This is a genomic window from Pseudomonas sp. MWU349, from assembly GCF_017947325.1.
In the GTDB taxonomy this organism is placed as follows: domain Bacteria; phylum Pseudomonadota; class Gammaproteobacteria; order Pseudomonadales; family Pseudomonadaceae; genus Aquipseudomonas; species Aquipseudomonas protegens.
The window spans coordinates 227,027-252,887 of the sequence record NZ_JAFEVP010000003.1; the positions used below are offsets into that span (position 1 = coordinate 227,027).

Sequence of the window (25,861 nt, forward strand, 5' to 3'; positions counted from 1 at the left end):
GGAGTTTTTCGATGATCTCTATCTTGCGACGTGGCCTGTTGGTGCTGCTGGCGGCTCTGCCGTTGCTGGCCAACGCGGCAAGCACGCCTTCCGCGCATGATCTGGTACAGGACACGACCACCCGTCTGCTCGCTGACCTGGCAGCCAATAAAGAGAAGTACAAGCAAAGCCCGAACGACTTCTACAACGCCTTGAACAGCATTGTCGGTCCTGTGGTGGATGCGGACGGCATTTCCCGCAGCATCATGACCGTCAAGTATTCGCGCAAGGCCACGCCGGAGCAGATGGCGCGTTTCCAGGAAAACTTCAAGCGCAGCCTGATGCAGTTCTATGGCAATGCCTTGCTGGAGTACAACAACCAGGGCATTACGGTTTCTCCGGCCAAGGATGAAAGCGGCACCCGCACCAGCGTCGATATGCAGGTCAAGGGCAACAACGGCGCGATCTACCCAGTGTCCTACACCCTGGAAAAGATCAACGACGAGTGGAAAGTGCGTAACGTGATCATCAACGGCATCAATATCGGCAAGCTGTTCCGTGATCAGTTCGCCGACGCGATGCAGCGCAATGGCAACAACCTGGACAAGACCATCGACGGTTGGGCCGGTGAAGTGGCCAAGGCCAAGGAAGTGACCGAAGACGCTGCACAAAAGGCTGCGCAATGAGTGAATCGGCCGTACGCCTCGGTGACGCCGGGGAACTGTTGATCAGCGGCGTGCTGGATTACCGCAGCGGCCCGGGCCTGCGCAAGCAGGGCCAGGCACTGATCAAGTCGAGCCAGGCACCGGCGCTGGTGCTCGATTGCTCGGCGGTGGAGAAGTCCTCCAGCGTCGGCCTTGCGCTGCTGCTGGCCTTCATGCGTGATGGCCAGGCACTGGGCAAGGCGGTAAGCGTTCGTGCGCTGCCCGAGGACATGCGCGAGATCGCCGAGGTCTCCGGAGTCACCGAAATCTTCGCCCACCCCCAATAATCCACATCTCTATATAGAAGCCCCCCGTCAGAGTCCTGCTATGCGGGGTTCGCAGGCGCGGGGCTTTTTTGTATGATGTCCGACCCGCGCGCACAGGGCGCCGATTGAGGTTGAGCATGCAGGCCAACGAAGTGAAGAGCTTTCTTGAGGGAAAGCTGCCCGGAGCTCAGGTAGAAGTTGAGGGCGAAGGCTGCAACTTTCAGCTGAACGTGATTAGCGACGAACTGGTGGCCTTGAGCCCGGTCAAGCGTCAGCAGAGCATCTATGCCCATTTGAATCCATGGATTGCCGATGGCAGCATCCACGCGATCACCATGAAATTTTTCAGCCGCGCGGCCTGGGCCGAGCGCACCTGAGCCCAAGGGCGTCGAGACTGTTATGGATAAATTGATTATTACCGGCGGCGTTCGCCTTGATGGCGAGATCCGCATTTCCGGGGCCAAGAACTCCGCGCTGCCGATTCTGGCGGCAACCCTGCTGTGCGATGGCCCGGTCACCGTGGCCAACCTGCCGCACCTGCACGACATCACCACCATGATCGAGCTGTTCGGCCGCATGGGCATCGAACCGGTGATCGACGAGAAGCTCAGCGTCGAAATCGACCCGCGTACCATCAAGACCCTGGTGGCACCCTACGAGCTGGTGAAAACCATGCGCGCCTCGATCCTGGTACTGGGCCCGATGGTTGCCCGTTTCGGCGAAGCCGAAGTGGCCCTGCCTGGCGGTTGCGCCATCGGCTCGCGTCCGGTGGACCTGCACATCCGTGGCCTGGAGGCCATGGGCGCGGTGATCGATGTCGAAGGCGGCTACATCAAGGCCAAGGCGCCTGAGGGTGGCCTGCGCGGCGCGAATTTCTTCTTCGATACCGTGAGCGTGACCGGTACCGAGAACATCATGATGGCTGCAGCCCTGGCCCGTGGCCGCAGCGTGCTGCAGAACGCCGCCCGTGAACCCGAAGTCGTGGACCTGGCGAACTTCCTGATCGCCATGGGCGCGAAGATTTCCGGCGCCGGCACCGACACCATCACCATCGATGGCGTAGAGCGTCTGCATTCGGCGATCTACAAGGTCATGCCCGACCGCATCGAAACCGGCACCTACCTGGTGGCCGCTGCGGTCACCGGTGGCCGGGTCAAGGTCAAGGACACCGATCCGACCATCCTTGAAGCCGTACTGGAAAAACTCAAGGAAGCCGGCGCCGAAGTCACCACCGGCAGCGACTGGATCGAGCTCAACATGCACGGCAAGCGCCCCAAGGCGGTCAACGTGCGTACCGCTCCGTACCCGGCGTTCCCCACCGACATGCAGGCGCAGTTCATTTCCCTGAACGCGATTGCCGAAGGCACTGGCGCGGTGATCGAGACCATCTTCGAAAACCGCTTCATGCACGTCTATGAGCTGCACCGCATGGGCGCCAAGATCCAGGTCGAAGGCAACACCGCCATCGTTACCGGTACCGAAATCCTCAAGGGCGCGCCAGTGATGGCTACCGACCTGCGGGCTTCGGCCAGCCTGGTGATCTCGGCCCTGATGGCCGAAGGCGACACCCTGATCGACCGCATCTACCACATCGACCGTGGTTACGAGTGCATCGAAGAGAAGCTGCAGATGCTCGGCGCCAAGATCCGCCGCGTACCGGGCTAGTTGCATGACGGGCACAGGGAGGTGCCCACTGCCGAATCTGTTCCACGTCGAGCCTGTCTTCAGGCTCGACGCATGTCTGGCGCCGTTTGCGTCCGGGCATCAGTCGCCGCATAAGGACTTACGTTACTCATGTTGACCATCGCACTGTCCAAGGGCCGTATCCTCGACGACACGCTGCCGCTTCTGGCTGAAGCGGGCATCGTGCCAACCGAGAATCCGGACAAGAGCCGCAAACTGATCATCCCCACGACCCAGGACGATGTACGCCTGCTGATCGTGCGTGCCACTGACGTGCCGACCTACGTCGAGCATGGCGCTGCCGACCTCGGGGTGGCCGGCAAGGACGTACTGATGGAGTACTCCGGCCAGGGCCTGTATGAGCCACTGGACCTGCAGATTGCCCAGTGCAAGCTGATGACTGCCGGTGCCATTGGCGCCGCAGAACCCAAGGGCCGCCTGCGGGTGGCTACCAAGTTCGTCAACGTGGCCAAGCGCTACTACGCCGAGCAGGGTCGTCAGGTGGACATCATCAAGCTCTACGGCTCCATGGAGCTGGCGCCGCTGATCGGCCTGGCCGACAAGATCATCGACGTGGTCGACACCGGCAATACCCTGCGCGCCAACGGCCTGGAGCCCCAGGAACTGATTGCTACCATCAGCTCGCGGCTGGTGGTCAACAAGGCATCGATGAAGATGCAGCACGCCCGTATCCAGGCGTTGATCGACACCCTGCGCAAGGCAGTGGAATCGCGACACCGCGGCTGATTCACATGCGTGGCCTTGAGCCGCGCCCATCTATCCGCGTCATAGCCAGAATGCTCAGGTGCCCACGCGGATGGCTTGGTAGTCTTGCGGCGCCTGAGCTTTGCAAATCCAAGCTTGCCCTTTTGTGCACTCGCCAATCATTGAGGCCTTCGCTATGACCGCTCCGACTGCAATTCGCCGACTCAACGCTGCCGACCCGGATTTCGCCCGTCATCTGGATCATCTGCTGAGCTGGGAAAGTGTCTCTGACGATTCGGTCAATCAGCGGGTGCTGGACATCATCAAGGCCGTGCGTGAGCGCGGCGATGCGGCGCTGGTGGAGTTCACCCAGCGTTTTGACGGCTTGCAAGTGGCCTCCATGGCCGACCTGATCCTGCCGCGCGAGCGCCTGGAACTGGCGCTGACCCGGATCACCGTGGCCCAGCGCGAAGCCCTGGAAAAGGCCGCGGCGCGGGTGCGCAGCTACCACGAGAAGCAGAAACAGGATTCCTGGAGCTATACCGAGGCCGACGGCACGGTGCTGGGCCAGAAAGTCACGCCGCTGGACCGCGCTGGCCTGTACGTGCCGGGGGGCAAGGCATCCTACCCGTCATCGGTGCTGATGAACGCGATTCCGGCCAAGGTGGCGGGCGTGACCGAGGTGGTGATGGTGGTGCCGACCCCGCGTGGCGAGGTCAACGAGCTGGTACTGGCTGCCGCCTGCATCGCCGGGGTCGACCGGGTGTTCACCATCGGCGGCGCCCAGGCCGTGGCCGCGCTGGCCTACGGCACCGAAAGCGTGCCCCAGGTGGACAAGGTGGTCGGCCCGGGCAACATCTATGTGGCCACCGCCAAGCGCCATGTATTCGGCCAGGTCGGCATCGACATGATCGCCGGCCCGTCGGAGATCCTGGTGGTCTGTGACGGCCAGACCGATCCGGACTGGATCGCCATGGACCTGTTCTCCCAGGCCGAGCACGACGAAGACGCCCAGGCGATCCTGGTCAGCCCGGATGCCGAGTTCCTGGATAAAGTCGCGGCGAGCATCGCCAAGCTGCTGCCAACCATGGAGCGCGCGAAAATCATCAACACCTCGATCAATGGCCGTGGCGCGCTGATCCAGGTCCGTGACATGCAGCAAGCCATGGACGTGGCCAACCGCATTGCCCCCGAGCACCTGGAGTTGTCGGTGGCCGACCCGCAAGCCTGGCTGCCGCAGATCCGCCACGCCGGGGCGATCTTCATGGGCCGCCACACCAGCGAAGCGCTGGGCGATTACTGTGCCGGGCCGAACCACGTGCTGCCGACGTCCGGCACCGCGCGTTTCTCGTCGCCGCTGGGGGTGTATGACTTCCAGAAACGCTCGTCGATCATCTTCTGCTCCGAGCAGGGTGCCTCTGAACTGGGCCGCACCGCCTCGGTGCTGGCCCGTGGCGAGTCGCTGACCGCCCACGCCCGCAGTGCCGAATACCGCATCGTCGACGATCAAGATCAGGGGCAATGAACATGAGCAAATTCTGGAGTCCGTTCGTCAAGAACCTGGTGCCCTACGTGCCGGGCGAACAACCCAAGCTGACCAAGCTGGTCAAGCTCAACACCAATGAAAACCCCTATGGCCCGTCGCCCAAGGCCCTGGCGGCGATGCAGGCCGAGCTCAACGACAACCTGCGCCTGTACCCGGACCCCAACAGTGACCTGCTCAAGCAGGCGGTGGCCAGTTACTACGGGGTGCAGGGTAACCAGGTGTTCCTCGGTAACGGTTCCGACGAAGTCCTGGCGCACATTTTCCACGGCCTGCTGCAGCAGGAAAAACCGCTGCTGTTCCCGGACATCAGCTACAGCTTCTACCCGGTGTATTGCGGCCTGTACGGCATCGAGCACGAAGCGGTGCCGCTGGACGAGCAGTTCCAGATCCGCGTGGCCGACTACGCCAGGCCCAACGGTGGGATCATCTTCCCCAACCCGAATGCGCCCACCGGCTGCCTGTTGGCCCTGGATGCGGTGGAGCAGATCCTCAAGGCCAGCCCGGATTCGGTGGTGGTCGTGGACGAAGCCTACATCGACTTCGGCGGCCAGACCGCCATCAGCCTGGTGGATCGCTACCCGAACCTGCTGGTGACCCAGACCCTGTCCAAGTCGCGTTCCCTGGCCGGCTTGCGGGTGGGCCTGGCGGTAGGGCACCCGGATTTGATCGAGGCCCTGGAACGGGTCAAGAACAGCTTCAACTCCTACCCGCTGGATCGCCTGGCGATCGTCGGAGCGGCGGCGGCCTTCGAGGACCGCGAGTACTTTGCCAAGACTTGCCAGCAGGTGATCGACAGTCGCGAATGGGTGGTGGCGCAGTTGCAGGCCAAGGGCTTCGAAGTGCTGCCGTCGGCGGCCAACTTCATCTTTGCCCGCCACCCGCGGCACGACGCAGCCGGCCTGGCGGCCAAGCTGCGCGAGCAAGGGGTGATAGTGCGCCACTTCAAGCAGCAGCGGATCGCTCAGTTCCTGCGGATCAGCATCGGCACACAGGAACAGAACCAGGCGCTGATCGACGGCCTGGGCGAGCTGTAGTCGCGCCTGGTTTGCGAGGCGGCCGTACCTTTATTCGTGGTGCGGCTCGCCGAGGAAGGTCAGGGAGCTGAACAAGCCGCGTGACGCCACATCCGGGTTGTCCTTGAGCGCTACCTCCAGCTCAGCGGCAATCACGTTCAAGCCTTCATTCCTTACCAGCACTTGGGCACGTCCCTGGGCATCGGTCTCGGTGCTCAGGGTGCTCGGTGCATTGCGGTAATCGCCAATCAACTTCACCCCGGCCACGGGTTGCCCATCCAGCAGCACCCGCACCGGCAGGTTCTTGCCCGGGCCGACGGTCAGCGGGTCGACTTCCGGCAGGATCACCAACTTGAGCTGTTCCAGCTTGGGCAGCTTCGCTCCCGGTTGATAGATCGCCAGGCTGTACTTGTAGGTGTGAGTCGAGGCGATGGCCCCCGGGACCTTACTGCGGCCCTGGTTGACCCAGCGCTTGTCCGCGGTTTGCGACCAGGGGCCGTTGTCCAGTGCCACGGCCAGCACCGCCGGCGGCTTGAGCGGTTGCAGGCGTGCGTGGTCCGCCAGGCGTTGCACGGTCACCGGAATCATTCTGGCCGCGCCGTCATAGGCCCAGGCACCGCTGATCTTCTTGGCCTTGAAGGCGTCGTCTTCCGCGCCGTGGCCGTAGATCACTTCGATATTGCCCCGTCGTTGTTCGGTCCACAGGCCGTGGGCCGAGGCCTGGGTGGCGCCCAGTGTGGCAAGCAGGCCCAGCAGGGCGATGGATTTGAGGCTGTGCATGGCGGCTCTCTTCTATAGGTTGAGTGTGAGGCTGAGGGTGAAATTGCGCGGTTCGCCGGGATTGACCCAGTAGTTGCTGTAGGAGCGTTCGTAGTACTTCTCGTCGAACAGGTTGTTCAGGTTCAGGCCCAGGGTCAGGTTGTCGCTGGCCTTGTAGTGGGCCAGCAGGTCCAGGGTGCGGTAGGCGGGCAGCTCGAAGCGGCCTCCGGCCTCGCCCGAGCGGTCGCCGACATAGGTCAGGGCTGCGCCGATGTCCGAGCCTTTGAGCCGGCCGTCCTGGAATTCATAGACCCCCAGCAGGCTGGCGCTGTGCTTGGCCACGCCGAGAATGCGGCTGCCGGCGGGGATTGCCGGGTCGCCCTTGGTGACTTGCGCGTCAATCAGCGCATAGGCGCCTATCACGCGCACCGCGTCGGTCAACTGGCCGCTGAACTGCAGGTCGAAGCCCTGGCTGCGGGCCTTGCCCATGGCACGGCTGGAGTCGGTGCCGGGGTCCAGGGCCAGGACGTTTTCCTTGTCGATATGGAAGGCGGCGAGGGTGGCGCTCAAGCGCTCGTCGAACAGCTCGCTCTTGATCCCCACTTCATAGCCGACGCCTTCCTCGGGCTTGAAGGTCTTGCCGCCCGCATCCAGCCCATTGTTGGGCTTGAACGAGGTGGAGGCGTTGGCGAACAGCCCCACCTGCGGGGTCAGTTGGTAGAGCAGGCCGGCGCGCTGGGTCAGGGCATCGTGGTTCTGGCGGCTGCGCTTGCCGGTGGTGTGGTCGTCGATGCGTTGCTCGAAATGCTCGAAACGCGCGCTGAGCATGCCGCGCAGGCGGTCGTTGAAAACGATCTGGTCCTGCAGGTTCAGGGCCCGGCTTTCGACGTGCTCGAAAAAGTCGCTGCCGGAGCGCTTGCCGTCTGGCTTGGGTTGGCCGTAGACCGGGTGGTAGATGTCGATGGCGTAGGGGCCGCCGGCAATGTTGGTGACCCGCTCGTTCTTGCGGTAGTTCTCGTATTCGCTGCCGATCAGCAGTTCATGCTGCCAACTGCCGAGGTCGAACAGGCCGCGCAGTTCCACCTGGGTGATGCTGTCATGCCAGTTGTTGTCCCGCTCGCGGTAGCGCCGGTTGACGGTGTGTTGGTCGGCGTTCAGCGGTCGGGTTTCGGAGGCGAAGCCCCAGAGCTTGCCTTCCTTGTAGTGGCTGGCCAGACGCAGTTTCCAGCTGTCATTGAGGTGGTGTTCCAGGGTGGCCTGGAGCATGTTGTTGTGGTTGTCGATGTTGCCGTCGTTGGGTTCGCCGAGGAAGGTCGAGCGGGAGACGCCGCTCCAGCGATTGTTTGGGGCCACGATGCCGCGGTCGAAGGTCGAGCTGTGGCGCACCCATTCGCTTTCCAGCAGCAGGCTGGTGTCCGGGTTCAACTGCCAACTGAAGGAGGGCGCGACGAGCACTCGGCGGCTGTCCACGTGGTCGCGAAAGCTGTGGTTGTCCTCCACGGCCAGGTTGACCCGGGACAGCAGGTTGCCCTGGGCATCCAGCGGGGTGTTGAGGTCCAGGGCGGTGCGATAGCGGTCCCAACTGCCAGCGCTGGTCTGCAAGGTCGCGAAGGTTTCGGGCTGGGGTTTCTTGGTGACGATGTTCACCGTGCCGCCGGGGTCGCCACGGCCATAGAGGCTGGCGGCCGGGCCCTTGAGCACTTCGATGCGCTCGATAGTGGCGGCGTCCGGGGTACTGGGGTAGCCGCGGTTGGCGCTGAAGCCGTCCTTGTAGAACTCCGAGGTGGTGAAGCCGCGCACGCTGTATTCATACAGGGTCAGCCCGCCGAAGTTGTTCTGCTTGGAAACCCCGCCGGCATACTCCAGGGCGCGTTCGACGTTGTTGCTGCCCAGGTCCTTGAGCACGCTGGCGGGGATCACGCTGATGGATTGGGGAATGTCGCGGATCGCCGTATCGGTCTTTGTCGCGCTGGCCGAGCGTGTGGCCCGGTAGCCCTTGACCGGGCCCGTGGCGGATTCGTATTCGGTGCTGATACGGGTGGTTTCAAGTTCCAGCGGCTCAGGTTCTTTGGCCAGCAGCGGATCTGCCAGCAGGCCCAGGGCCAGGCCTGCAAAGGGGAGGATTCTTCGGGACGTCATGGGGCTGTTCCAATATCAATATTGAAACAATATAACATGACTATTGAGAATTTATGCTATTAGCCCGGCATGGCCGGGCCCAGCTTCACTCTTCTTCTTTGACGGGCGCGGGCGGTGGTCGCAGGCCGATTTCTGCCGTCAGCTTGAGTTCCTTGCCGTTGCGCATGACCTGGATCGAGACTTTGTCCGTCGGTTTGATCCGCGCCACCTGGTTCATCGAACGCCGGCCGTCGCCGGCAGGTTCGCCATCGATACTGAGGATCACGTCACCCAGTTGCATCCCGGCTTTCTGCGCCGGGCCGTCGCGGAAAATCCCTGCCACCACGATTCCCGGGCGCCCGGCCAGGCCGAAGGACTCCGCCAGCTCTTGGGTCAAGGGTTGCACTTCGATCCCCAGCCAGCCGCGGATGACCTGGCCGTGCTCGATGATCGACTTCATCACTTCCATGGCCAGCTTGATCGGGATCGCAAAACCGATGCCCTGGGAGCCGCCGGACTTGGAGAAGATCGCGGTGTTGATCCCGGTCAGGTTGCCGTTGGCGTCCACCAGGGCGCCACCTGAGTTGCCCGGGTTGATGGCGGCGTCGGTCTGGATGAAGTCTTCGTAGTTGTTCAGGCCCAGCTGGTTGCGCCCGGTGGCGCTGATGATGCCCATGGTCACGGTCTGGCCGACCCCGAACGGGTTGCCGATGGCCAGCGCGACGTCGCCGACGCGGACGTTTTCCGAACGGCCGACGGTGATCGAAGGCAGGTTCTTCAAGTCGATCTTGAGCACCGCCAGGTCGGTTTCCGGATCGCTGCCGATCACCCGGGCCAGGGTCTCGCGGCCGTCCTTGAGGGCCACCACGATCTGCTCGGCGCCGGAGGTCACATGGTTGTTGGTCAGCAGGTAGCCCTCGGGGCTCATGATCACCCCCGAGCCCAGGCTCGATTCCATGCGCTGCTGCTTGGGCAGGTTGTCGCCGAAGAAGCGCCGGAACTGCGGGTCTTCAAAGAGCGGGTGAGCCGGCTTGTTGATGACCTTGGTGGTGTACAGGTTGACCACCGCGGGCGCGGCGATCACCACGGCGTCGGCGTAGGACACCGGCCCCTGTTGCGTGCTGGTGGTTTGCGGGGCTTGCTGCAGATTGACGTCGAGGCTGGGCAGGCCCACCCATTGCGGGTAGCGCTGGATAATCAACAACGCGATAAGCACGCCGGCCAGTAGCGGCCAGCCAAAAAAACGCAGAGCCTTGAGCATTGAGCAAGTCCTGGGTGGTTACGAAGGGCTGCGCACGGCCCATAATGTCGCGCATTATACGAGGCCGCGCGTGCCTCTGAACGGGATATTTAGGAGTCTTTTATGGCCGTTGCCCTGAGCACACTGGTTGAAGAAGCGGACCGCTACCTGGGCAGTTCACGTATTGCCGACTACTGCCCCAACGGCTTGCAGGTCGAAGGGCGCCCGCAGGTGATGCGCATCGTCAGTGGCGTGACCGCCAGCCAGGCGTTGCTGGACGCTGCGGTGGAGGCCAAGGCCGACCTGGTACTGGTGCATCACGGTTACTTCTGGAAGGGCGAGAACCCCTGCATCACCGGCATGAAGCAGCGTAGGCTCAAAACCCTGCTCAAGCACGACATCAGCCTGCTGGCCTATCACCTGCCCCTGGACCTGCACCCCGAAGTGGGCAACAACGTGCAACTGGCCCGTCAGTTGGACATCACCGTGGAAGGCCCGCTGGACCCGGAAAATCCCAAGGTCGTCGGCCTGGTGGGTTCCCTCAGCGAGCCGATGACCGCGCGGGACTTTGCCCGCCGGGTGCAAGAGGCCATGGGGCGAGAGCCGCTGCTGATCGAAGGCAGCGAGATGATCCGCCGGGTCGGCTGGTGCACCGGTGGCGGCCAGGGCTACATCGACCAGGCGGTGCAGGCCGGCGTCGACCTGTACCTCAGTGGCGAAGCCTCGGAGCAGACCTTCCACAGTGCCCGGGAAAACGACATCAGCTTCATTGCCGCCGGCCATCACGCCACCGAGCGTTATGGCGTCCAGGCCCTGGGTGACTACCTGGCCCGGCGCTTTGCCCTCGAACACCTGTTCATCGACTGCCCCAACCCCATCTGACCCCCGGCAGGAGCCGGCTTGCCGGTGAAAAGATCGTCAGCCCGAAGGTGCGTCTGAAAGCGCCTGTGCTGGCAAGCCAACTCCCGCAGAGTGGGGCTTGGGGCCTAACGGAGCGGTATATTCATATACCGTTTCGTTCTAGTTGGCTCCCTGATTAGAAGCAGGTCGCTGTGCTAGCATGCCCCGCTCGAACACGGCCCGATGGCCGTCCATAAGAAAGCTTTCGTGAGTAGCCATGGTCGACAAACTGACGCATCTGAAACAGCTGGAGGCGGAAAGCATCCACATCATCCGCGAGGTGGCCGCCGAGTTCGACAACCCGGTGATGCTGTACTCCATCGGTAAAGACTCCGCCGTGATGTTGCATCTGGCCCGCAAGGCGTTCTTCCCCGGCAAGCTGCCGTTCCCGGTGATGCACGTCGATACCCAGTGGAAATTCCAGGAAATGTACAAGTTCCGCGACCGCATGGTCGAAGAGCTGGGCCTGGACCTGATCACCCACGTCAACCCGGATGGCGTGGCCCAGGGCATCAACCCGTTCACCCACGGCAGTGCCAAGCACACCGACATCATGAAGACCGAGGGCCTCAAGCAGGCTCTGGACAAACATGGTTTCGACGCCGCGTTCGGCGGTGCCCGCCGCGATGAAGAGAAGTCCCGCGCCAAGGAGCGCGTCTACTCGTTCCGCGACAGCAAGCACCGCTGGGACCCGAAGAACCAGCGCCCCGAGTTGTGGAACGTCTACAACGGCAAGGTCAACAAGGGCGAGTCGATCCGTGTGTTCCCGCTGTCCAACTGGACCGAGCTGGACATCTGGCAGTACATCTACCTCGAATGCATCCCGATCGTGCCGCTGTACTTCGCCGCCGAGCGTGAAGTGATCGAGAAGAACGGCACCCTGATCATGATCGATGACGAGCGCATCCTCGAGCATCTGTCCGATGAAGAGAAAGCCCGCATCGTCAAAAAGAAAGTACGTTTCCGCACCCTTGGCTGCTACCCGTTGACGGGCGCGGTGGAGTCCGAGGCCGAGAGCCTGACGGACATCATCCAGGAAATGCTCCTGACGCGAACTTCCGAGCGCCAGGGCCGTGTCATCGACCACGATGGCGCCGGCTCAATGGAAGACAAAAAACGTCAAGGTTATTTCTAAGGGGCTGTCATGTCGCATCAATCTGATTTGATCAGCGAGGACATCCTCGCGTACCTGGGCCAGCACGAACGCAAGGAGCTGCTGCGCTTTTTGACCTGCGGTAACGTCGACGACGGCAAGAGCACCCTGATCGGGCGCCTGTTGCACGACTCGAAGATGATCTACGAAGACCATCTGGAAGCCATCACCCGGGACTCGAAGAAGGTCGGCACCACCGGTGACGACATCGACCTGGCGTTGCTGGTCGACGGCCTGCAGGCCGAGCGCGAGCAGGGCATCACCATCGATGTCGCCTACCGCTATTTCTCCACCGCCAAGCGCAAGTTCATCATCGCCGACACCCCCGGCCATGAGCAGTACACCCGCAACATGGCCACCGGTGCGTCCACCTGTGACCTGGCGATCATCCTGGTGGACGCCCGCTACGGCGTGCAGACCCAGACCCGTCGCCACAGCTTCATCGCCTCCCTGCTGGGCATCAAGCACATCGTCGTGGCCATCAACAAGATGGACCTCAAGGACTTCGATGAAGGCGTGTTCGAGTCGATCAAGGCCGACTACCTGAAGTTCGCCAAGGGCCTGAAGCTGCAGCCCACCAGCCTGCATTTCGTGCCGATGTCGGCGCTCAAGGGCGACAACGTGGTGAACAAGAGCGAGCGCTCGCCCTGGTACACCGGGCAGTCGCTGATGGAAATCCTCGAGACCGTGGAAGTGGCCGGCGACCGCAACTTCACCGACCTGCGTTTCCCGGTGCAGTACGTCAACCGTCCGAACCTGAACTTCCGTGGTTTTGCCGGCACCCTGGCCAGCGGCATCGTGCACAAGGGCGACGAGATCGTCGTATTGCCGTCGGGCAAGAGCAGCCGGGTCAAGTCCATTGTCACCTTCGAAGGTGAACTGGAGCAGGCCGGCCCGGGCCAGGCCGTGACCCTGACCATGGAAGATGAAATCGACATCTCCCGTGGCGACCTGCTGGTGCATGCCGACAACGTGCCGCCGGTCACCGACAGCTTCGAAGCCATGCTGGTATGGATGGCCGAAGAGCCGATGCTGCCGGGCAAGAAGTACGACATCAAGCGCGCCACCAGCTATGTGCCGGGTTCGATCGCCAGCATCATCCACAAGGTCGATGTGAACACCCTGGAAGAGGGCGCGGCCAGCGCGCTGCAACTGAACGAGATCGGCAAGGTCAAGATCAGCCTCGATGCGCCGATTGCCCTGGATGGTTACGAGAGCAACCGCACCACCGGCGCTTTCATCGTCATCGACCGCTTGACCAACGGCACCGTCGGCGCCGGCATGATCGTCGCCCAGCCGGTGACCCATGGCAGCGCCACCCACCACGGCAAGCTGGCTCATGTCGCCACCGAAGAGCGTGCCCAGCGTTTCGGCCAGCAACCGGCTACCGTGCTGTTCAGCGGCCTGTCGGGTGCGGGCAAGAGCACCCTGGCCTACGCCGTGGAGCGCAAGCTGTTCGACATGGGGCGCGCGGTGTATGTGCTCGATGGCCAGAACCTGCGCCATGACCTGAACAAGGGCCTGCCCCAGGACCGTGCCGGGCGTACCGAGAACTGGCGGCGCGCGGCCCATGTGGCCCGTCAGTTCAACGAAGCCGGGCTGCTGACCCTGGCGGCGTTCGTGGCACCGAGTGCCGAAGGGCGCGAGCAGGCCAAGGACCTGATCGGCAAGGAGCGTCTGCTGACGGTCTACGTCCAGGCATCGCCTGCGGTGTGCGCCGAGCGTGATCCGCAGGGCCTGTACGCGGCCGGCGGGGATAACATCCCGGGCGAGTCCTTCCCCTATGACGTACCGCTCAATGCCGATCTGGTGATCGACACCCAGTCGCTGTCGCTGGAAGAAAGCGTCAAGCAGGTGCTGGACCTGTTGCGCAGCCGCGGCGCGATCTAAGCCGTAGCAAAAAGCCCGCAGCCGAGTGATCGGCTGCGGGCTTTTTTGTGCGCTTCAAACAGTGTTCGCCGGCAAGTAGGGTGCAAACCCGCAGGAGCCGGCCTGCCAGCGAAAAGGCCCTCAGGGTCTTGCCGGATACTCGCGATGCAGCGTTTCGAGCAGCGCATCCTTGTCCAGCCACTGCTGGTTGATCCAACCCTGGAATTCCTGGCGATAGGCCGTGTCCTGCTCGTAGTTCTTGCCAAGGAACTGTGCCGGGATCTGCACCTCTTCGAAACGCACCACCACATCCTTGACCCTGCCGCACAGCAGGTCCCAGAAACCGGGGCGGCCTGCCGGGTAGTGGATGGTCACATCGATGATCGATTGCAGTTGTTCGCCCATGGCATCCAGGACAAAGGCGATGCCGCCGGCCTTGGGCTTGAGCAGGTAGCGGAACGGCGATTGTTGCTGGGCGTGCTTGGCGTCGGTAAAGCGCGTGCCCTCGACGAAGTTGAAGATGCCCACCGGGTTGTTGCGAAACTTCGCACAGGTCTTGCGCGTGGTTTCCAGGTCCTTGCCTTTCTTTTCCGGGTGCTTCTCCAGGTACGCCTTGGAGTAGCGCTTCATGAACGGAAAGCCCAGGGCCCACCACGCCAGGCCGATCACCGGCACCCAGATCAGCTCCTGCTTGAGGAAGAACTTCAGCGGGCGGATACGTCGGTTGAGCACGTATTGCAGGACCATGATGTCGACCCAGCTCTGGTGGTTGCTGGTGACCAGGTAGGAGTGCTGGTAATCCAGGCCTTCCAGGCCCTGCACGTGCCAACGGGTACGGCACACCAACTGCATCCAGGCCTTGTTGTTGCTGATCCAGGCTTCGTGGGTGTGGTTCATCAGCCAGTGGCTCAAGCGCTGGGTGAGGGCGAAGGGCAGGGCCTTGACCAGTGCCACGCAGAACAGGAACGAGCACAGCAGGATGGTGTTCAGCGCCAGCAGGAGCGAGGCGATGATTCCGCGCACCACGGCAGGTAGAAATTCCAGCATTTAGACATCCATAGGTCGGTTGGCGGCTTGAATCGCGGTGAGGGCGATGGTGTAGACGATGTCGTCCACCTGGGCGCCCCGGGGCAGGTCGTTCACCGGTTTGCGCAGGCCTTGCAGCATAGGGCCCAGGCTCACGCAGTCGGCACTGCGTTGCACCGCCTTGTGGGTGGTGTTGCCGGTGTTCAGGTCAGGGAATACGAAGACCGTGGCCTTGCCCGCGACCTGGCTGTTGGGGGCCAGTTGCCGGGCGACGTTTTCGTTGGCCGCGGCGTCGTATTGCAACGGCCCGTCGATCAGCAGCGAACGCTGGGCTTCGTGAGCCAGCAGAGTGGCTTCGCGAACTTTCTCCACTTCCTCGCCGCTGGCCGAGTCGCCACTGGAGTAGCTGATCATCGCCACGCGCGGGGTGATACCGAAGGCGGCTGCCGAGTCGGCGCTCTGCAGGGCGATTTCCGCCAGCTCGCTGGCGCTGGGGTGCGGGTTCATCACGCAGTCGCCATACACCAGCACTTCCTCGGGGAACAGCATGAAGAACACCGAGGACACCAGGGTGCAGCCCGGCGCGGTCTTGATCAGTTGCAGGGCCGGGCGGATGGTGTTGGCCGTGGAGTGGATGACCCCGGAAACCAGGCCATCGACTTCATCCAGGGCCAGCATCACCGTGCCGATCACCACCGGATCCTCCAGCTGCTGCTCGGCCATGGGGGCATTGAGGCTCTTGCTCTTGCGTAGGGCCACCATGGGCTCCACGTAGCGTTGGCGAATCAGGTCCGGGTCGAGAATCTCCAGGCCTTCGGGCAGTTCGATGCCCTGGGCCCGGGCCACCGCGTGCACGTCCTCGGGCTTGGCCAGCAGCACGCAGCGGGCGATGCCCCGGGCCTGGCAGATGGCGGCGGCCTGCACGGTCAGCGGCTCGCTGCCTTCGGGCAGGACGATACGCTTGTTGGCCTGCTGGGCGCGCTGGATCAGCTGGTAGCGGAACACTGCGGGCGACAGGCGCATTTCCCGTGGGGTGCCGCAGCGCTGGTGCAGCCAGTTGGCGTCCAGGTGGCTGGCGACGAAGTCGGTGATGATTTCCGCGCGCTCGCGGTCATCGATGGGAATTTCCTTGTTCAGGCCATTGAGCTGGTTGGCGGTGTCGTAGGACCCGGTGCTCACCGAAAGCACTGGCAGGCCGGCGTTCAGGGCGCCCCGGCAGAGCTCCATGATCCGCGGGTCGGGCAGGGTGTCGCTGGTCAGCAGCAGGCCGGCCAGGGGCACACCGTTGATGGCCGCCAGGCTCACGGCGAGGATGATGTCGTCACGGTCGCCCGGGGTCACCACCAGCACGCCGGGCTTGAGCAGTTCCACGGTGTTGCGCATGGTGCGGGCGCAAATGATGATCTTGGTCATGCGACGGCTTTCGTAGTCGCCGGCGTTGAGCACCTGGGCGCCCATCAGGTCGGCCACGTCCCGGGTACGCGGGGCATTGAGCTCCGGCTGGAAGGGGATGCACCCCAGCAGGCGGAAGTCGCCGCTGCGCAGCAAGGGCGAATGCTCCTTCAAGCGTGCGGAAAACGCCTCCATGCTTTCGTCGGTGCGCACCTTGTTGAGGATCACCCCCAGCACTTTCGGGTCCCGCGGGCCGCCGAACAGCTGGGCCTGCAACTCCACCCGTCCGGACAGCTCGGTGAGCACTTCGTTTTCCGGGGCGGATACCAGTATCACCTCGGCATCCAGGCTTTTTGCCAGGTGCAGGTTGACCCGGGCGGCGTAGCTGGCACTGCGGGTCGGCACCATGCCTTCGACGATCAAGACATCCTTGCCGATGGCTGCCTGCTGGTAGAGGGTGATGATTTCTTCCAGCAACTCATCCAGCTGGCCGTCGCCGAGCATCCGCTCCACATGGGCCAGGCCCAGGGGTTGCGGCGGTTTCAGGCCATGGGTGCGCGCCACCAGTTCGGTGGAACGCTCGGGGCCGGTGTCGCCGGGGTGAGGTTGGGCTATGGGCTTGAAGAAACCGACCTTGAGGCCAGCCCGTTCCAGCGTACGCACCAGCCCGAGGCTGATGGAGGTCAGACCCACTCCAAAATCGGTGGGCGCGATGAAAAAAGTTTGCATGCGAATTCTCAGAAGGTGCATGGCAAAGGCGACGGTCTTTGGCCGTCTGCCTGAAGTCAGGCGCTAAGGTTATCGTTATCCGGGGCTTGAGCACACCAGCCGCAGGCAAAGCGCTGGCCTATTTTTTTGGCTCGCAACTGCGGCTCCAGGACCCAGGCCCGGGACTGCCAGGGCGGTTGGTGGCGCAGGTGCTGGGTATGCCCGCAGGACAGTTCGGCCACCCAGTGGCCTTCCTCATCCTGATGAAAACCGCAGATTGTCGAGTGACTTTTCACGTTCCGTTGGTCCGGGTTCCGTTCGCTTTCGAGCGATTGCTTCGCTAAACTTGGACGTTCTTCATTCTTATGCAAAAGGTCCCGCCCCATGCTGATCGCCGCCAATAAGGCTGTCTCCATCGACTATACCCTCACCAACGACGCTGGTGAGGTCATCGACAGCTCTGCCGGCGGCGCCCCGCTGGTTTACCTGCAAGGTGCAGGTAACATCATTCCTGGTCTGGAAAAGGCCCTGGAAGGCAAGCAAGTTGGTGACGAACTGAAAGTCTGCGTAGAACCTGAAGATGCCTACGGCGAATACGCTGCCGAACTGGTCAGCACCCTGAGCCGCAGCATGTTCGAAGGCGTCGACGAGCTGGAAGTGGGCATGCAGTTCCACGCTTCCGCTCCGGACGGCCAGATGCAGATCGTGACCATCCGTGACCTGGACGGCGACGACGTGACCGTCGACGGCAACCACCCGCTGGCCGGTCAGCGCCTGAATTTCCAGGTCAAGATCGTTGCCATCCGTGACGCCAGCCAGGAAGAAATCGCCCATGGTCACGTCCATGGCGAAGGTGGCCATCACCACTGATTTTCTGCGCTAAGCTCAAGTTTGCTGGAGAGGCGCCCGAGGGCGCCTTTTTAGTCCGCGGCTTTTGGCTGTACTGTCGAGAGGCTGTTTTCTGTAAGAACACAGGAATTTGGAGTTCGTCATGAGTGCTTTTCACGACCTTAAATTGAAAGCCCTGGATGGTCAGGAGCTGCCGCTCGCGCCCTTCAAGGGGCACGTCGTGCTGGTGGTCAACGTCGCCTCCAAATGTGGTCTGACACCACAATATGCGGCGTTGGAGAATCTCTACCAGCAATACAAGGCCCAGGGATTCAGCGTGCTGGGGTTGCCCTGCAACCAGTTCGCCGGGCAGGAACCGGGCACCGAGCAGGAGATCCAGGAGTTTTGCAGCCTCAACTACGGGGTGACCTTTCCCTTGAGCAGCAAGCTGGACGTGAACGGTCCCGAGCGCCATCAGCTGTACCGCCTGCTGGCGGGCGAAGGGGCAGAGTTTCCCGGGGACATCACCTGGAACTTCGAGAAATTCCTGCTGGGCAAGGACGGTCGGGTACTGGCGCGTTTCTCGCCACGTACCGCTCCCGATGATCCGACAGTGATCCAGGCCATTGAAAAAGCCTTGAGCTGAACCCGCGCCGGGCCCCTGTTTCACGCCGCTTCAATGCGGCGTTTTTGCATCTAAATCACTCAAATCAATAGTGCTGTGCAGCGCATTGAGGGGGGAATATTATCCCCATCATAAGTGCGCCGGGGCCGGTACCCGGCGCAGTCTTGTGCGTCGAATATCGACTCAAGCCTTTTTCTCGGAGTGCAGCATGCCTGTTCAAGCCTTGTTCAAACCCTTTCAACTCGGCGCGCTGGAACTGCCGACCCGCGTGGTGATGGCTCCAATGACCCGGTCGTTTTCCCCTGGCGGCGTGCCCAACTCCAAGGTCATCGAGTATTACCGCCGTCGCGCTGCCGCGGGTGTCGGCCTGATCATCACCGAGGGCACCACGGTGGGGCACCAGGCTGCCAATGGTTACCCCAATGTGCCGCAGTTCCATGGCGAGGCGGCCCTGGCTGGCTGGAAGAAGGTGGTGGATGCGGTCCACGCCGAAGGCGGCAAGATCGTCCCGCAACTCTGGCATGTGGGCAATGTGCGGCGCCTGGGCACCGAGCCGGACGCCAGCGTGCCCGGCTACGGCCCCACCGAGAAGCTCAAGGACGGCAAGGTGCTGGTGCACGGCATGACCCACCAGGACATCCAGGAGGTGATCGCAGCCTTCGCCCAGGCCGCCAAGGATGCCCAGAGCATCGGCATGGACGGCGTGGAGATCCATGGCGCCCACGGTTACCTGGTGGACCAGTTCTTCTGGGAAGGCACCAACCAGCGTACCGATGAATACGGTGGCGACCTGGCCCAGCGCTCGCGCTTCGCCATTGAACTGATCCAGGCCGTGCGGGCTGCCGTCGGTCCGGATTTCCCGATCATCCTGCGTTTTTCCCAGTGGAAGCAGCAGGACTACAGCGCGCGCCTGGTGCAGACCCCGGAAGCTCTGGAGGCCTTCCTCAAGCCGCTGGCGGATGCCGGTGTGGATATCTTCCACTGCTCGACCCGCCGCTTCTGGGAGCCGGAGTTCGAAGGTTCCGACCTCAACCTGGCGGGCTGGACCCGCAAACTCACCGGCAAGCCCACCATCACCGTGGGCAGCGTCGGCCTGGACGGCGAGTTCCTGCAGTTCATGGTCAACACCGACAAGGTGGCGCAGCCGGCCAGCCTGGAAAACCTGCTGCAGCGTCTGAACAACGACGAGTTCGATCTGGTGGCCGTGGGCCGTGCACTGCTGGTGGATCCGGATTGGGCGCAGAAAGTCCGCGAAGGTCGCGAGCAGGACATCCTGCCGTTCAGCCGTGACGCGCTGACGACCCTGGTTTAACTGCCGGCTCCGGGCGGCGAGGGGGGCAGCCCCCTTGCCGTGCCGAGTGTCTCCACGGTGCTGCGGGGTTTGACCGTTGCTTCGATAAGCCCTTCGTAATCCTCGGCCGGCCCATGCTCGCAGGCACTGCGCAGGCGATCTTCAAACTGCTCGATAACCGCGGCCCAGCCCTGGCGGCTGGCATGCTGGCGGGCGTTGAGGCGTACCCGGCGCAAGGTTTCCGGTTCTTCCAGCAGCCAGCTGGCAGCGTCGCAGAAGGCGCTTTCGTCGCTGGGCATGGCCAGCACACCGTTGTAGCCATGGCGGATATGCTGGGCTGCGCCAGCCTGATCGTAGGCCACCACCGCGAGCCCCGAGGCCAGAGCCTCCAGCACCACGTTGCCGAAGGTTTCGGTGAGGCTGGGAAACAGGAACAGATCCCCGCAGGCGTAGTGGGCGGCCAGGGCTTCGCCCCGCTGGCTGCCACAGAACAGGGCCTCGGGCAGGCTTTTTTCCAGAGCCCCACGTTGCGGGCCGTCACCCACCACGATCAGCTTCATCCTGCGCTGTGGATAAGTCGCCTGCAGGTGTTCGAAGCAGCGCTTGAGCAGGCCCAGGTTCTTCTCCTGCGCCAGGCGCCCGACGTGGATCACCGCCAGGTCATCGGCACCCAGGCCCCAGTCGGCCCGCAGCGTCTCGAGCCGCTTGGCCGGGTGGAACAGCTGGCTGTCGACGCCCCGGGACAGCAGGGCCAGGCGCTCGAAATGCCGGCGCTCCAACTCCAGGTGCTGGCTGGTGCTGGGTACCAGGGTCAGTTGCGAGCGGTTGTGGAACCAGCGCAGGTAATGGGTCAGCAGGCGGGTCAGCAAACCCAGGCCATATTGGCTGGAGTACTGCTGGAAGTTGGTGTGAAAGCCGCTGACCACGGAGATTCCCAGGCGCTTGGCGGCCCGCAGCGCAGACAGCCCCAGCGGCCCCTCGGTGGCGATATAGAGCACGTCCGGGCGTTGGCGTTTCCAGCGCCGCAGCAGCTTGTGCATCGACGACTGGCCCCATTGCAGCCCCGGGTAGCCCGGCAGCGGCCAGCCCCGGCACAGCAGCAGGGCTTCGTCGCTGGCCCGGCTCTGGTCGCAACCCTGGCGCGGGCGCACCAGCTCAACTTGATGCCCACGGGCACGCAGGCCCTCGCAGAGGCGGCCAAGGGTATTGGCCACGCCATTGATTTCCGGTGGGAAGGTTTCAGTGATGAGGGTGATATGCAGAGCTGTCGTCATGGCCTCAGTGTCGGTTGAGGCCATGTCGCCATTGTGACCTTGCGATGATGGATTTATGACGCCCCGGCCTTATTTGGCCGGCAGGTTCTCCACCCCGCGCTCACGCACCCAGAACAGCGTGGCACCGGCCACGGCGGCCGGCATCATCAGGATATTGACCAGCGGGATCAGCAGCGCCAGGTAGACGATGCCGCCAAATCCCAGGCTCTGCCAGCGCTTCTGGCGCAGCCAGGCGAGCATGTCCTGCCAGCTCATTTTGTGGTTGTCTGCCGGGTAGTCGATGTACTGGATAGCCATCATCCAGATACCGAACAGCAGCCACAGCGGCGCGGCAATCAGGTTGACCACCGGAATCAGCGAGAGGATGAACAGGCCGATGGCCCGGGGCAGGAAGTAGCCGAGCTTGCGCATTTCCCGCGCCAGGGTGCGGGGGATCATGGCAATCAGTTCACCCCAGCTGAAGGGCGGGAAATCATCGGTGCCACGCACCACGGTTTCGACTTTTTCCGAGAGGAAGCCGTTGAAGGGGGCGGCGATGATGTTGGCCAGCATGGTGAAGCTGAAAAACACCATGAAGGCCACCAGCACCACGAACAGGGGCCAGATGATATAGGTGAGGAAGCTCAGCCAGCTGGGCAGGGACGGCATCAGCGCATCGACCCAGAGGCTGAACTGATGACCGGCGAAATAGATCAATCCGACGAACAGCACCAGGTTGATTGCCAGGGGCAGGAGCACGAACAGGCGCAGGCCGGGGCTGAGGACCAGCTTCAGGCCTTCGCGCAGGTATTGCGGGCCGGACAGGACGGGGGCGGGCATAGAGCGCTCCGAGCAGAATGAAAACGCGCCGACCTTACCGGCTTTGTCTTGGGGGCGAAAGCGCGGCGAAGCGGTCGACATCAACGGTAACAAAGACCCATTCAAATAGGCCTCCTGAGGATAGAGACCGCCTATGAGCTGGATTGTTAAACCGTATTTCCTTAATCTTCGCCCCCTCTATACGCTTCATCCATTATTTTTTGGACGGACGAGTTCAAGCCTTCCCCAAGGTTTCGCCGTCCTTTTTTATTCCAGCCGGCAATCCGGCGTTCCGCGCCAGGCTAGCCGGGCCGGTCGATAGGAGTGAGTCATGTCTGAAGTACGCCATTCGCGTGTGATTATTCTCGGTTCCGGCCCTGCCGGTTACAGCGCCGCCGTCTATGCCGCCCGTGCCAACCTGAAGCCGCTGCTGATCACCGGCATGCAGGCCGGTGGCCAGCTGACCACCACCACCGAAGTCGACAACTGGCCCGGTGACGTGCACGGCCTGACCGGCCCGGCGCTGATGGAGCGGATGCGCGAACACGCCGAGCGTTTCGAGACTGAAATCGTCTTCGATCACATCAATGCCGTGGACTTCGCTGCCAAGCCCTACACCCTGACCGGTGACAGCGCGACCTACACCTGCGACGCCCTGATCATCGCCACCGGTGCCAGCGCTCGCTACCTGGGCCTGCCTTCGGAAGAAGCGTTCATGGGCAAGGGTGTTTCCGCCTGTGCCACCTGCGATGGCTTCTTCTATCGCAACAAGCCGGTGGCAGTGGTCGGCGGCGGCAACACCGCGGTCGAGGAAGCCCTGTACCTGGCCAACATCGCCAGCACCGTGACCCTGATCCACCGTCGCGAAACCTTCCGCGCCGAGAAGATCCTGATTGACAAGCTCAACGCTCGGGTGGCCGAAGGCAAGATCATCCTCAAGCTCAATGCCAACCTGGACGAAGTCCTGGGTGACAACATGGGCGTGACTGGTGCCCGCCTGAAGAACAACGACGGCAGCTTCGACGAGCTGAAGGTCGACGGCGTGTTCATCGCCATCGGCCACACCCCGAACACCTCGCTGTTCGAAGGCCAGCTGACCCTCAAGGACGGTTACCTGGTCGTGCAGGGCGGCCGTGACGGCAATGCCACCGCCACCAGCGTCGAGGGCATCTTTGCTGCCGGCGACGTGGCCGACCACGTGTACCGCCAGGCCATCACCTCGGCCGGCGCCGGCTGCATGGCGGCACTGGACACCGAGCGTTACCTGGACGGCCTGCAGAACGCTTCGTTCTGATTGGCTACCCATAAAAAAACCGGCGCAAGCCGGTTTTTTTATGGGTGTTGCACGGTAGGAGCCGGCTTGCCGGCGAACAGGCCCTCGAGCCTTGCGCCGCTGTGCTGACGCCTTCGCCGGCGAGCCAGCGCTCCTACAGAATGCGGGTCAGCGGCGGGTCAGCGGCTGGGCGGAGAACTTGACCCCGGCCAGGCCGTGAACGATCAGGGCGCGGATATTGCCGTGGTCGGTGCCTTCGGGGGTGGCCAGTACCGAGCGGTAGTGTTCGCCGAAGGCCAGCAGGGCCTCTTCGTCGCTCAGGCCCTCCAGCAGGGCCAGGCCCAGGGTCTTGCACGAACCTTCGTTCTGCCCGGCGGCGTTTTCCACGCCGCCGTTGTTGAAGGCCTGGGGCTGGTAGTCATAGCCGGCGGCGACAAAGGCCAGGGTGTCCGCAAAAGCGTGTTCACCGCTGTTCAGGCTGGCGCGCAGGGTGTTCAGGTCCGTCATTGGGGTTTTCCTTTGGCGAACGCCGCTTGCTGCTCGGCGCTGGCTTCTTTCTGGTAGAGATTTTTCCATTCGGCGTAGGGCATGCCATACACCACTTCACGGGCGTCATCGAGGCTGACCTCGATCTGGCGTTCGTCGGCCTCGGCCTTGTACCACTTGGACAGGCAGTTGCGGCAGAACCCGGCGAGGTTCATCAGGTCGATGTTCTGTACGTCCTTGCGGCTGTCCAGGTGGGCCACCAGGCGGCGAAAGGCCGCGGCTTCCAGTTCCAGGCGTTGTTGTTCAGTCATGGGGGTTCTCCGGGACAGGGGCAAGCACCCAGGCGGGCACTTGCCACTTGTGGCAGTTTTCTAGGCGCTGGCGCGGCTGGCCGCGAGGGTGATCGACACCGACTCGGCAAAACGCAGGGCGTGGGGCTTGTCGACTTCGACTTCGGCGTACTGCACCGAGGCGTTGCTCATCACCAGGTCCAGCAGCTCCTGGGTCAGGCGCTCCAGCAGGGCAAAGCGGTTGCCCTCGACATGGGCAATGATCGCCTTGGTGATGGTGCGGTAGTTCAGCGCGTGGTCGATGTCGTTGTCCCGCACCGCCTCCTGGGCCGCGTAGAGGATGGTCAGGTTGATCAGCACATCCTGCTTGTTGAGGATCTCTTCCTCGTTGATTCCGATGTAGGTCCGCAGGAGCAGGTCCTTGACTCGGATACGAGCCATTCCTGGCTGAAGTTGTGGCATTGCTACTTGCTCCGTCCAATCAATTGCAGGAATTCCTGGCGAGTGGTGCTCGAATCGCGAAAGGCGCCGAGCATCACCGAGGTGTGCATGGTGGAATTCTGTTTCTCGACGCCGCGCATCATCATGCACATGTGCTTGGCCTCGATCACCACCGCGACGCCGGCGGCCTGAGTCACGCTCTGTACCGCGTCGGCGATTTCCCGAGTGAGATTTTCCTGGATCTGCAGGCGCCTGGCGAACATGTCGACGATCCGCGCGATCTTCGACAGCCCCAGGACCTTGCCGGTGGGAATATAAGCCACATGGGCCTTGCCGATGAAGGGCAGCAGGTGATGTTCGCACAGGGAATACAGCTCGATGTCGGCGACTATCACCATTTCATCGCTGTCGGAAGCAAACAGCGCGCCGTTGACGAGGTCCTCCAGCGACTGGCCGTAGCCGTGACACAGGTACTGCATGGCCTTGGCCGCGCGCTTGGGGGTATCGAGCAGGCCTTCGCGCTCGGGGTCTTCGCCCAGGTCCTTGAGGATCTCGCGATAGTGCTGGGGCAGGGAAAGGGTCATGCAAGGTCCTCACAGGGGCCGGCTTACTTGAGGTGCCGCCCGCCGTTGACGGTCAGGGTGGTGCCGGTGACATAGGGGTTGTCCAGCAGGTAGCGCAGGCTCTGGTAGATCACTTCGCTGCCGGGTTCGATGCCCAGCGCGGATTTGGCCAGGGTCTTGGCGCGGTACGCCGCGTCGTCGTCGGGATTGAACAATAGCAGGGCCGGGGCAATGCCGTTGACCTTGATTGTCGGGGCGTATTTCGCTGCGAAGGACAGGGTCAGGCTGTCCAGGCCGGCTTTGCTGGCGCAGTAGGCGATGTGCTTGCTGCTGCCTTTGCGGGTGACGTCGTCGCTGATGTGGATGATGTCTGCCGGGGTCGAGCGCTGCAGCAACTCGGCGCAATGCAGGTTGATCAGGTAGGGCGCCAGCATGTGCACGCCGAACATCCGGGCAAAGGCCGCTGCTTCCTCGCCTGGGCTCTCCTCCAGCCATTCCGAGGCGTTGTGGACGATGGCCCGCAGGCTCTGGGTATGGTTTTTCAGCTCGGTGATCAGGGCCAGGATCCCGGCTTCGCTGGAGAGATCGGCGAACAGCAGGGTCGCGCCCTTTTCCCGCAGGGCCTCAAGGCCCGGGCGCTGGCTGCGGTAGGTGACGATCACCGGCTGCCCGTCTTGAAGCAGGCGCAGGGCGCAGTGCAGGCCGACTCGCTGGCTGGCGCCGGTGATCAGGATCGGGGCAGGAGTGGTGTTCATGAAGGGCTCGCGTCGCAGGTAGTGGGAAAACTATACCAGCGAGGGAAGGGCCTGTGCCTGCAGGCAACGGGCTTGCCGGCGAATGCGATCTTGCGGGTTTTTTTCGCTGGCCAGCCAGCTCCTACGCTAGGCGCGAATGTTGCGCGAGGTGTGGTAGGAGCCGGCTTGCCGGCGAA

The 25,861-nt window shown here is 63.0% G+C and carries 27 protein-coding genes; 14 read left to right on the forward strand and 13 right to left on the reverse strand.

Features of this window, described 5'->3' with window-relative positions; all coding sequences use genetic code 11:
- Nucleotides 1-11: 11 nt before the first annotated feature.
- From KCG88_RS13100 to hisC, 7 genes are all read left to right on the forward strand, one after another.
- Nucleotides 12-665: an ABC transporter substrate-binding protein gene (locus KCG88_RS13100; protein WP_019093344.1), complete on the forward strand. Its 654-nt coding sequence runs from the start codon at nt 12-14 to the stop codon at nt 663-665.
- Nucleotides 662-970, forward strand: coding sequence for an STAS domain-containing protein (locus tag KCG88_RS13105; RefSeq protein ID WP_011059279.1), 309 nt, complete (start codon nt 662-664; stop codon nt 968-970). Before KCG88_RS13100 ends, KCG88_RS13105 begins: the two co-directional genes overlap by 4 nt.
- A 116-nt stretch (nt 971-1,086) precedes the next feature.
- Nucleotides 1,087-1,326 (forward strand): BolA family protein, encoded by a 240-nt coding sequence (locus KCG88_RS13110; RefSeq protein ID WP_016966651.1) that lies wholly within the window; start codon nt 1,087-1,089, stop codon nt 1,324-1,326.
- A 22-nt stretch (nt 1,327-1,348) separates the two neighbouring features.
- Nucleotides 1,349-2,614, forward strand: coding sequence for a UDP-N-acetylglucosamine 1-carboxyvinyltransferase (gene murA, locus KCG88_RS13115; RefSeq protein WP_011059281.1), 1,266 nt, complete (start codon nt 1,349-1,351; stop codon nt 2,612-2,614).
- A 129-nt stretch (nt 2,615-2,743) separates the two neighbouring features.
- On the forward strand, nt 2,744-3,379 hold the full coding sequence (gene hisG / locus KCG88_RS13120) for an ATP phosphoribosyltransferase (protein ID WP_025261766.1): 636 nt from the start codon (nt 2,744-2,746) through the stop codon (nt 3,377-3,379).
- A gap of 154 nt (nt 3,380-3,533) precedes the next feature.
- A complete protein-coding gene (hisD, locus tag KCG88_RS13125; protein ID WP_210712513.1) occupies nt 3,534-4,862 on the forward strand; it encodes a histidinol dehydrogenase in 1,329 nt (442 codons plus the stop codon).
- Between the two features lie 2 nt (nt 4,863-4,864).
- Complete coding sequence (hisC, locus tag KCG88_RS13130) at nt 4,865-5,917, forward strand: histidinol-phosphate transaminase (protein WP_047284157.1); 1,053 nt, start codon at nt 4,865-4,867, stop codon at nt 5,915-5,917.
- A gap of 30 nt (nt 5,918-5,947) precedes the next feature.
- On the opposite strand, the gene KCG88_RS13135 is transcribed toward hisC, so the two are convergent.
- The 3 genes from KCG88_RS13135 to algW form a co-directional block, all read right to left on the reverse strand.
- A complete protein-coding gene (locus KCG88_RS13135) occupies nt 5,948-6,676 on the reverse strand; it encodes a DUF4198 domain-containing protein (protein ID WP_011059285.1) in 729 nt (242 codons plus the stop codon).
- A gap of 12 nt (nt 6,677-6,688) precedes the next feature.
- Complete coding sequence (locus KCG88_RS13140; protein ID WP_210712514.1) at nt 6,689-8,794, reverse strand: TonB-dependent siderophore receptor; 2,106 nt, start codon at nt 8,792-8,794, stop codon at nt 6,689-6,691.
- Between the two features lie 85 nt (nt 8,795-8,879).
- Nucleotides 8,880-10,034 carry a Do family serine endopeptidase AlgW gene (gene algW, locus KCG88_RS13145; protein ID WP_047283943.1) on the reverse strand — a complete coding sequence of 385 codons (1,155 nt, stop codon included), beginning with the start codon at nt 10,032-10,034 and terminating at the stop codon, nt 8,880-8,882.
- 102 nt (nt 10,035-10,136) lie between these two features.
- Here algW and KCG88_RS13150 point away from each other — a divergent pair, with 102 nt between their 5' ends.
- The 3 genes from KCG88_RS13150 to cysN all read left to right on the forward strand — a co-directional run bounded on the left by KCG88_RS13150 (nt 10,137) and on the right by cysN (nt 13,956).
- Nucleotides 10,137-10,895: a Nif3-like dinuclear metal center hexameric protein gene (locus KCG88_RS13150; RefSeq protein WP_011059288.1), complete on the forward strand. Its 759-nt coding sequence runs from the start codon at nt 10,137-10,139 to the stop codon at nt 10,893-10,895.
- A 235-nt stretch (nt 10,896-11,130) separates the two neighbouring features.
- Entirely contained in the window at nt 11,131-12,048 is a 918-nt protein-coding gene (gene cysD / locus KCG88_RS13155; protein WP_210712515.1) for a sulfate adenylyltransferase subunit CysD, read from the forward strand.
- Between the two features lie 9 nt (nt 12,049-12,057).
- Nucleotides 12,058-13,956, forward strand: a complete 1,899-nt coding sequence (cysN, locus tag KCG88_RS13160; protein WP_047283944.1) for a sulfate adenylyltransferase subunit CysN — start codon at nt 12,058-12,060, stop codon at nt 13,954-13,956.
- A gap of 120 nt (nt 13,957-14,076) precedes the next feature.
- Here the strand turns inward: cysN and KCG88_RS13165 are convergent, their stop codons facing one another.
- From KCG88_RS13165 to KCG88_RS13175, 3 genes are read right to left on the reverse strand one after another with little or no spacing between them, the layout of a single operon-like run.
- On the reverse strand, nt 14,077-14,982 hold the full coding sequence (locus KCG88_RS13165; protein ID WP_047283945.1) for an acyltransferase: 906 nt from the start codon (nt 14,980-14,982) through the stop codon (nt 14,077-14,079).
- Nucleotides 14,983-17,082 (reverse strand): phosphate acetyltransferase, encoded by a 2,100-nt coding sequence (pta, locus tag KCG88_RS13170; RefSeq protein ID WP_047283946.1) that lies wholly within the window; start codon nt 17,080-17,082, stop codon nt 14,983-14,985.
- Nucleotides 17,083-17,138: 56 nt separating this feature from the next.
- Nucleotides 17,139-17,477 (reverse strand): DUF3565 domain-containing protein, encoded by a 339-nt coding sequence (locus KCG88_RS13175; protein WP_080965383.1) that lies wholly within the window; start codon nt 17,475-17,477, stop codon nt 17,139-17,141.
- Between KCG88_RS13175 and KCG88_RS13180 the strand changes: the two genes are divergently transcribed.
- From KCG88_RS13180 to KCG88_RS13190, 3 genes are all read left to right on the forward strand, one after another.
- On the forward strand, nt 17,446-17,931 hold the full coding sequence (locus KCG88_RS13180) for a peptidylprolyl isomerase (RefSeq protein WP_047283947.1): 486 nt from the start codon (nt 17,446-17,448) through the stop codon (nt 17,929-17,931). The two genes, KCG88_RS13175 and KCG88_RS13180, sit on opposite strands and share 32 nt — an antisense overlap.
- A gap of 121 nt (nt 17,932-18,052) precedes the next feature.
- The gene (locus KCG88_RS13185; RefSeq protein ID WP_015634175.1) at nt 18,053-18,535 is read left to right on the forward strand and encodes a redoxin domain-containing protein; all 483 of its coding nucleotides are present in this window, start codon (nt 18,053-18,055) and stop codon (nt 18,533-18,535) included.
- Nucleotides 18,536-18,722: 187 nt separating this feature from the next.
- Nucleotides 18,723-19,826, forward strand: a complete 1,104-nt coding sequence (locus KCG88_RS13190) for an NADH:flavin oxidoreductase (protein ID WP_011059296.1) — start codon at nt 18,723-18,725, stop codon at nt 19,824-19,826.
- On the opposite strand, the gene KCG88_RS13195 is transcribed toward KCG88_RS13190, so the two are convergent.
- Together KCG88_RS13195 and cysZ are read right to left on the reverse strand one after the other, a co-directional pair.
- The gene (locus tag KCG88_RS13195; protein ID WP_210712516.1) at nt 19,823-21,103 is read right to left on the reverse strand and encodes a glycosyltransferase family 1 protein; all 1,281 of its coding nucleotides are present in this window, start codon (nt 21,101-21,103) and stop codon (nt 19,823-19,825) included. The two genes, KCG88_RS13190 and KCG88_RS13195, sit on opposite strands and share 4 nt — an antisense overlap.
- 45 nt (nt 21,104-21,148) lie before the next feature.
- A complete protein-coding gene (cysZ, locus tag KCG88_RS13200; protein ID WP_047284159.1) occupies nt 21,149-21,898 on the reverse strand; it encodes a sulfate transporter CysZ in 750 nt (249 codons plus the stop codon).
- A 310-nt stretch (nt 21,899-22,208) separates the two neighbouring features.
- Between cysZ and trxB the strand changes: the two genes are divergently transcribed.
- The gene (gene trxB / locus KCG88_RS13205; RefSeq protein ID WP_011059299.1) at nt 22,209-23,171 is read left to right on the forward strand and encodes a thioredoxin-disulfide reductase; all 963 of its coding nucleotides are present in this window, start codon (nt 22,209-22,211) and stop codon (nt 23,169-23,171) included.
- Between the two features lie 147 nt (nt 23,172-23,318).
- Here the strand turns inward: trxB and KCG88_RS13210 are convergent, their stop codons facing one another.
- From KCG88_RS13210 to folM, 5 genes are read right to left on the reverse strand one after another with little or no spacing between them, the layout of a single operon-like run.
- Nucleotides 23,319-23,657, reverse strand: a complete 339-nt coding sequence (locus tag KCG88_RS13210; RefSeq protein WP_019093350.1) for a HopJ type III effector protein — start codon at nt 23,655-23,657, stop codon at nt 23,319-23,321.
- Nucleotides 23,654-23,947: a DUF1244 domain-containing protein gene (locus KCG88_RS13215; protein ID WP_011059301.1), complete on the reverse strand. Its 294-nt coding sequence runs from the start codon at nt 23,945-23,947 to the stop codon at nt 23,654-23,656. Before KCG88_RS13215 ends, KCG88_RS13210 begins: the two co-directional genes overlap by 4 nt.
- Nucleotides 23,948-24,007: 60 nt before the next feature.
- On the reverse strand, nt 24,008-24,388 hold the full coding sequence (gene folX, locus KCG88_RS13220; RefSeq protein ID WP_047283949.1) for a dihydroneopterin triphosphate 2'-epimerase: 381 nt from the start codon (nt 24,386-24,388) through the stop codon (nt 24,008-24,010).
- Between the two features lie 2 nt (nt 24,389-24,390).
- Nucleotides 24,391-24,951, reverse strand: coding sequence for a GTP cyclohydrolase I FolE (gene folE / locus KCG88_RS13225; RefSeq protein ID WP_047283950.1), 561 nt, complete (start codon nt 24,949-24,951; stop codon nt 24,391-24,393).
- A gap of 23 nt (nt 24,952-24,974) precedes the next feature.
- Nucleotides 24,975-25,685 (reverse strand): dihydromonapterin reductase, encoded by a 711-nt coding sequence (gene folM / locus KCG88_RS13230; RefSeq protein WP_047335717.1) that lies wholly within the window; start codon nt 25,683-25,685, stop codon nt 24,975-24,977.
- Nucleotides 25,686-25,861 lie beyond the last annotated feature (176 nt).

Excerpts from the sequence above, each read along its gene's own strand:
- KCG88_RS13100 (WP_019093344.1), top strand. The coding sequence starts at position 12 with ATGATCTCTATCTTGCGACGTGGCCTGTTGGTGCTGCTGGCGGCTCTG.
- KCG88_RS13105 (WP_011059279.1), top strand. The coding sequence starts at position 662 with ATGAGTGAATCGGCCGTACGCCTCGGTGACGCCGGGGAACTGTTGATC.
- KCG88_RS13110 (WP_016966651.1), top strand. The coding sequence starts at position 1,087 with ATGCAGGCCAACGAAGTGAAGAGCTTTCTTGAGGGAAAGCTGCCCGGA.
- murA (WP_011059281.1), top strand. The coding sequence starts at position 1,349 with ATGGATAAATTGATTATTACCGGCGGCGTTCGCCTTGATGGCGAGATC.
- hisG (WP_025261766.1), top strand. The coding sequence starts at position 2,744 with ATGTTGACCATCGCACTGTCCAAGGGCCGTATCCTCGACGACACGCTG.
- hisD (WP_210712513.1), top strand. The coding sequence starts at position 3,534 with ATGACCGCTCCGACTGCAATTCGCCGACTCAACGCTGCCGACCCGGAT.
- hisC (WP_047284157.1), top strand. The coding sequence starts at position 4,865 with ATGAGCAAATTCTGGAGTCCGTTCGTCAAGAACCTGGTGCCCTACGTG.
- KCG88_RS13135 (WP_011059285.1), bottom strand. The coding sequence starts at position 6,676 with ATGCACAGCCTCAAATCCATCGCCCTGCTGGGCCTGCTTGCCACACTG.
- KCG88_RS13140 (WP_210712514.1), bottom strand. The coding sequence starts at position 8,794 with ATGACGTCCCGAAGAATCCTCCCCTTTGCAGGCCTGGCCCTGGGCCTG.
- algW (WP_047283943.1), bottom strand. The coding sequence starts at position 10,034 with ATGCTCAAGGCTCTGCGTTTTTTTGGCTGGCCGCTACTGGCCGGCGTG.
- KCG88_RS13150 (WP_011059288.1), top strand. The coding sequence starts at position 10,137 with ATGGCCGTTGCCCTGAGCACACTGGTTGAAGAAGCGGACCGCTACCTG.
- cysD (WP_210712515.1), top strand. The coding sequence starts at position 11,131 with ATGGTCGACAAACTGACGCATCTGAAACAGCTGGAGGCGGAAAGCATC.
- cysN (WP_047283944.1), top strand. The coding sequence starts at position 12,058 with ATGTCGCATCAATCTGATTTGATCAGCGAGGACATCCTCGCGTACCTG.
- KCG88_RS13165 (WP_047283945.1), bottom strand. The coding sequence starts at position 14,982 with ATGCTGGAATTTCTACCTGCCGTGGTGCGCGGAATCATCGCCTCGCTC.
- pta (WP_047283946.1), bottom strand. The coding sequence starts at position 17,082 with ATGCAAACTTTTTTCATCGCGCCCACCGATTTTGGAGTGGGTCTGACC.
- KCG88_RS13180 (WP_047283947.1), top strand. The coding sequence starts at position 17,446 with ATGCTGATCGCCGCCAATAAGGCTGTCTCCATCGACTATACCCTCACC.
- KCG88_RS13175 (WP_080965383.1), bottom strand. The coding sequence starts at position 17,477 with ATGGAGACAGCCTTATTGGCGGCGATCAGCATGGGGCGGGACCTTTTG.
- KCG88_RS13185 (WP_015634175.1), top strand. The coding sequence starts at position 18,053 with ATGAGTGCTTTTCACGACCTTAAATTGAAAGCCCTGGATGGTCAGGAG.
- KCG88_RS13190 (WP_011059296.1), top strand. The coding sequence starts at position 18,723 with ATGCCTGTTCAAGCCTTGTTCAAACCCTTTCAACTCGGCGCGCTGGAA.
- KCG88_RS13195 (WP_210712516.1), bottom strand. The coding sequence starts at position 21,103 with ATGGCCTCAACCGACACTGAGGCCATGACGACAGCTCTGCATATCACC.
- cysZ (WP_047284159.1), bottom strand. The coding sequence starts at position 21,898 with ATGCCCGCCCCCGTCCTGTCCGGCCCGCAATACCTGCGCGAAGGCCTG.
- trxB (WP_011059299.1), top strand. The coding sequence starts at position 22,209 with ATGTCTGAAGTACGCCATTCGCGTGTGATTATTCTCGGTTCCGGCCCT.
- KCG88_RS13210 (WP_019093350.1), bottom strand. The coding sequence starts at position 23,657 with ATGACGGACCTGAACACCCTGCGCGCCAGCCTGAACAGCGGTGAACAC.
- KCG88_RS13215 (WP_011059301.1), bottom strand. The coding sequence starts at position 23,947 with ATGACTGAACAACAACGCCTGGAACTGGAAGCCGCGGCCTTTCGCCGC.
- folX (WP_047283949.1), bottom strand. The coding sequence starts at position 24,388 with ATGCCACAACTTCAGCCAGGAATGGCTCGTATCCGAGTCAAGGACCTG.
- folE (WP_047283950.1), bottom strand. The coding sequence starts at position 24,951 with ATGACCCTTTCCCTGCCCCAGCACTATCGCGAGATCCTCAAGGACCTG.
- folM (WP_047335717.1), bottom strand. The coding sequence starts at position 25,685 with ATGAACACCACTCCTGCCCCGATCCTGATCACCGGCGCCAGCCAGCGA.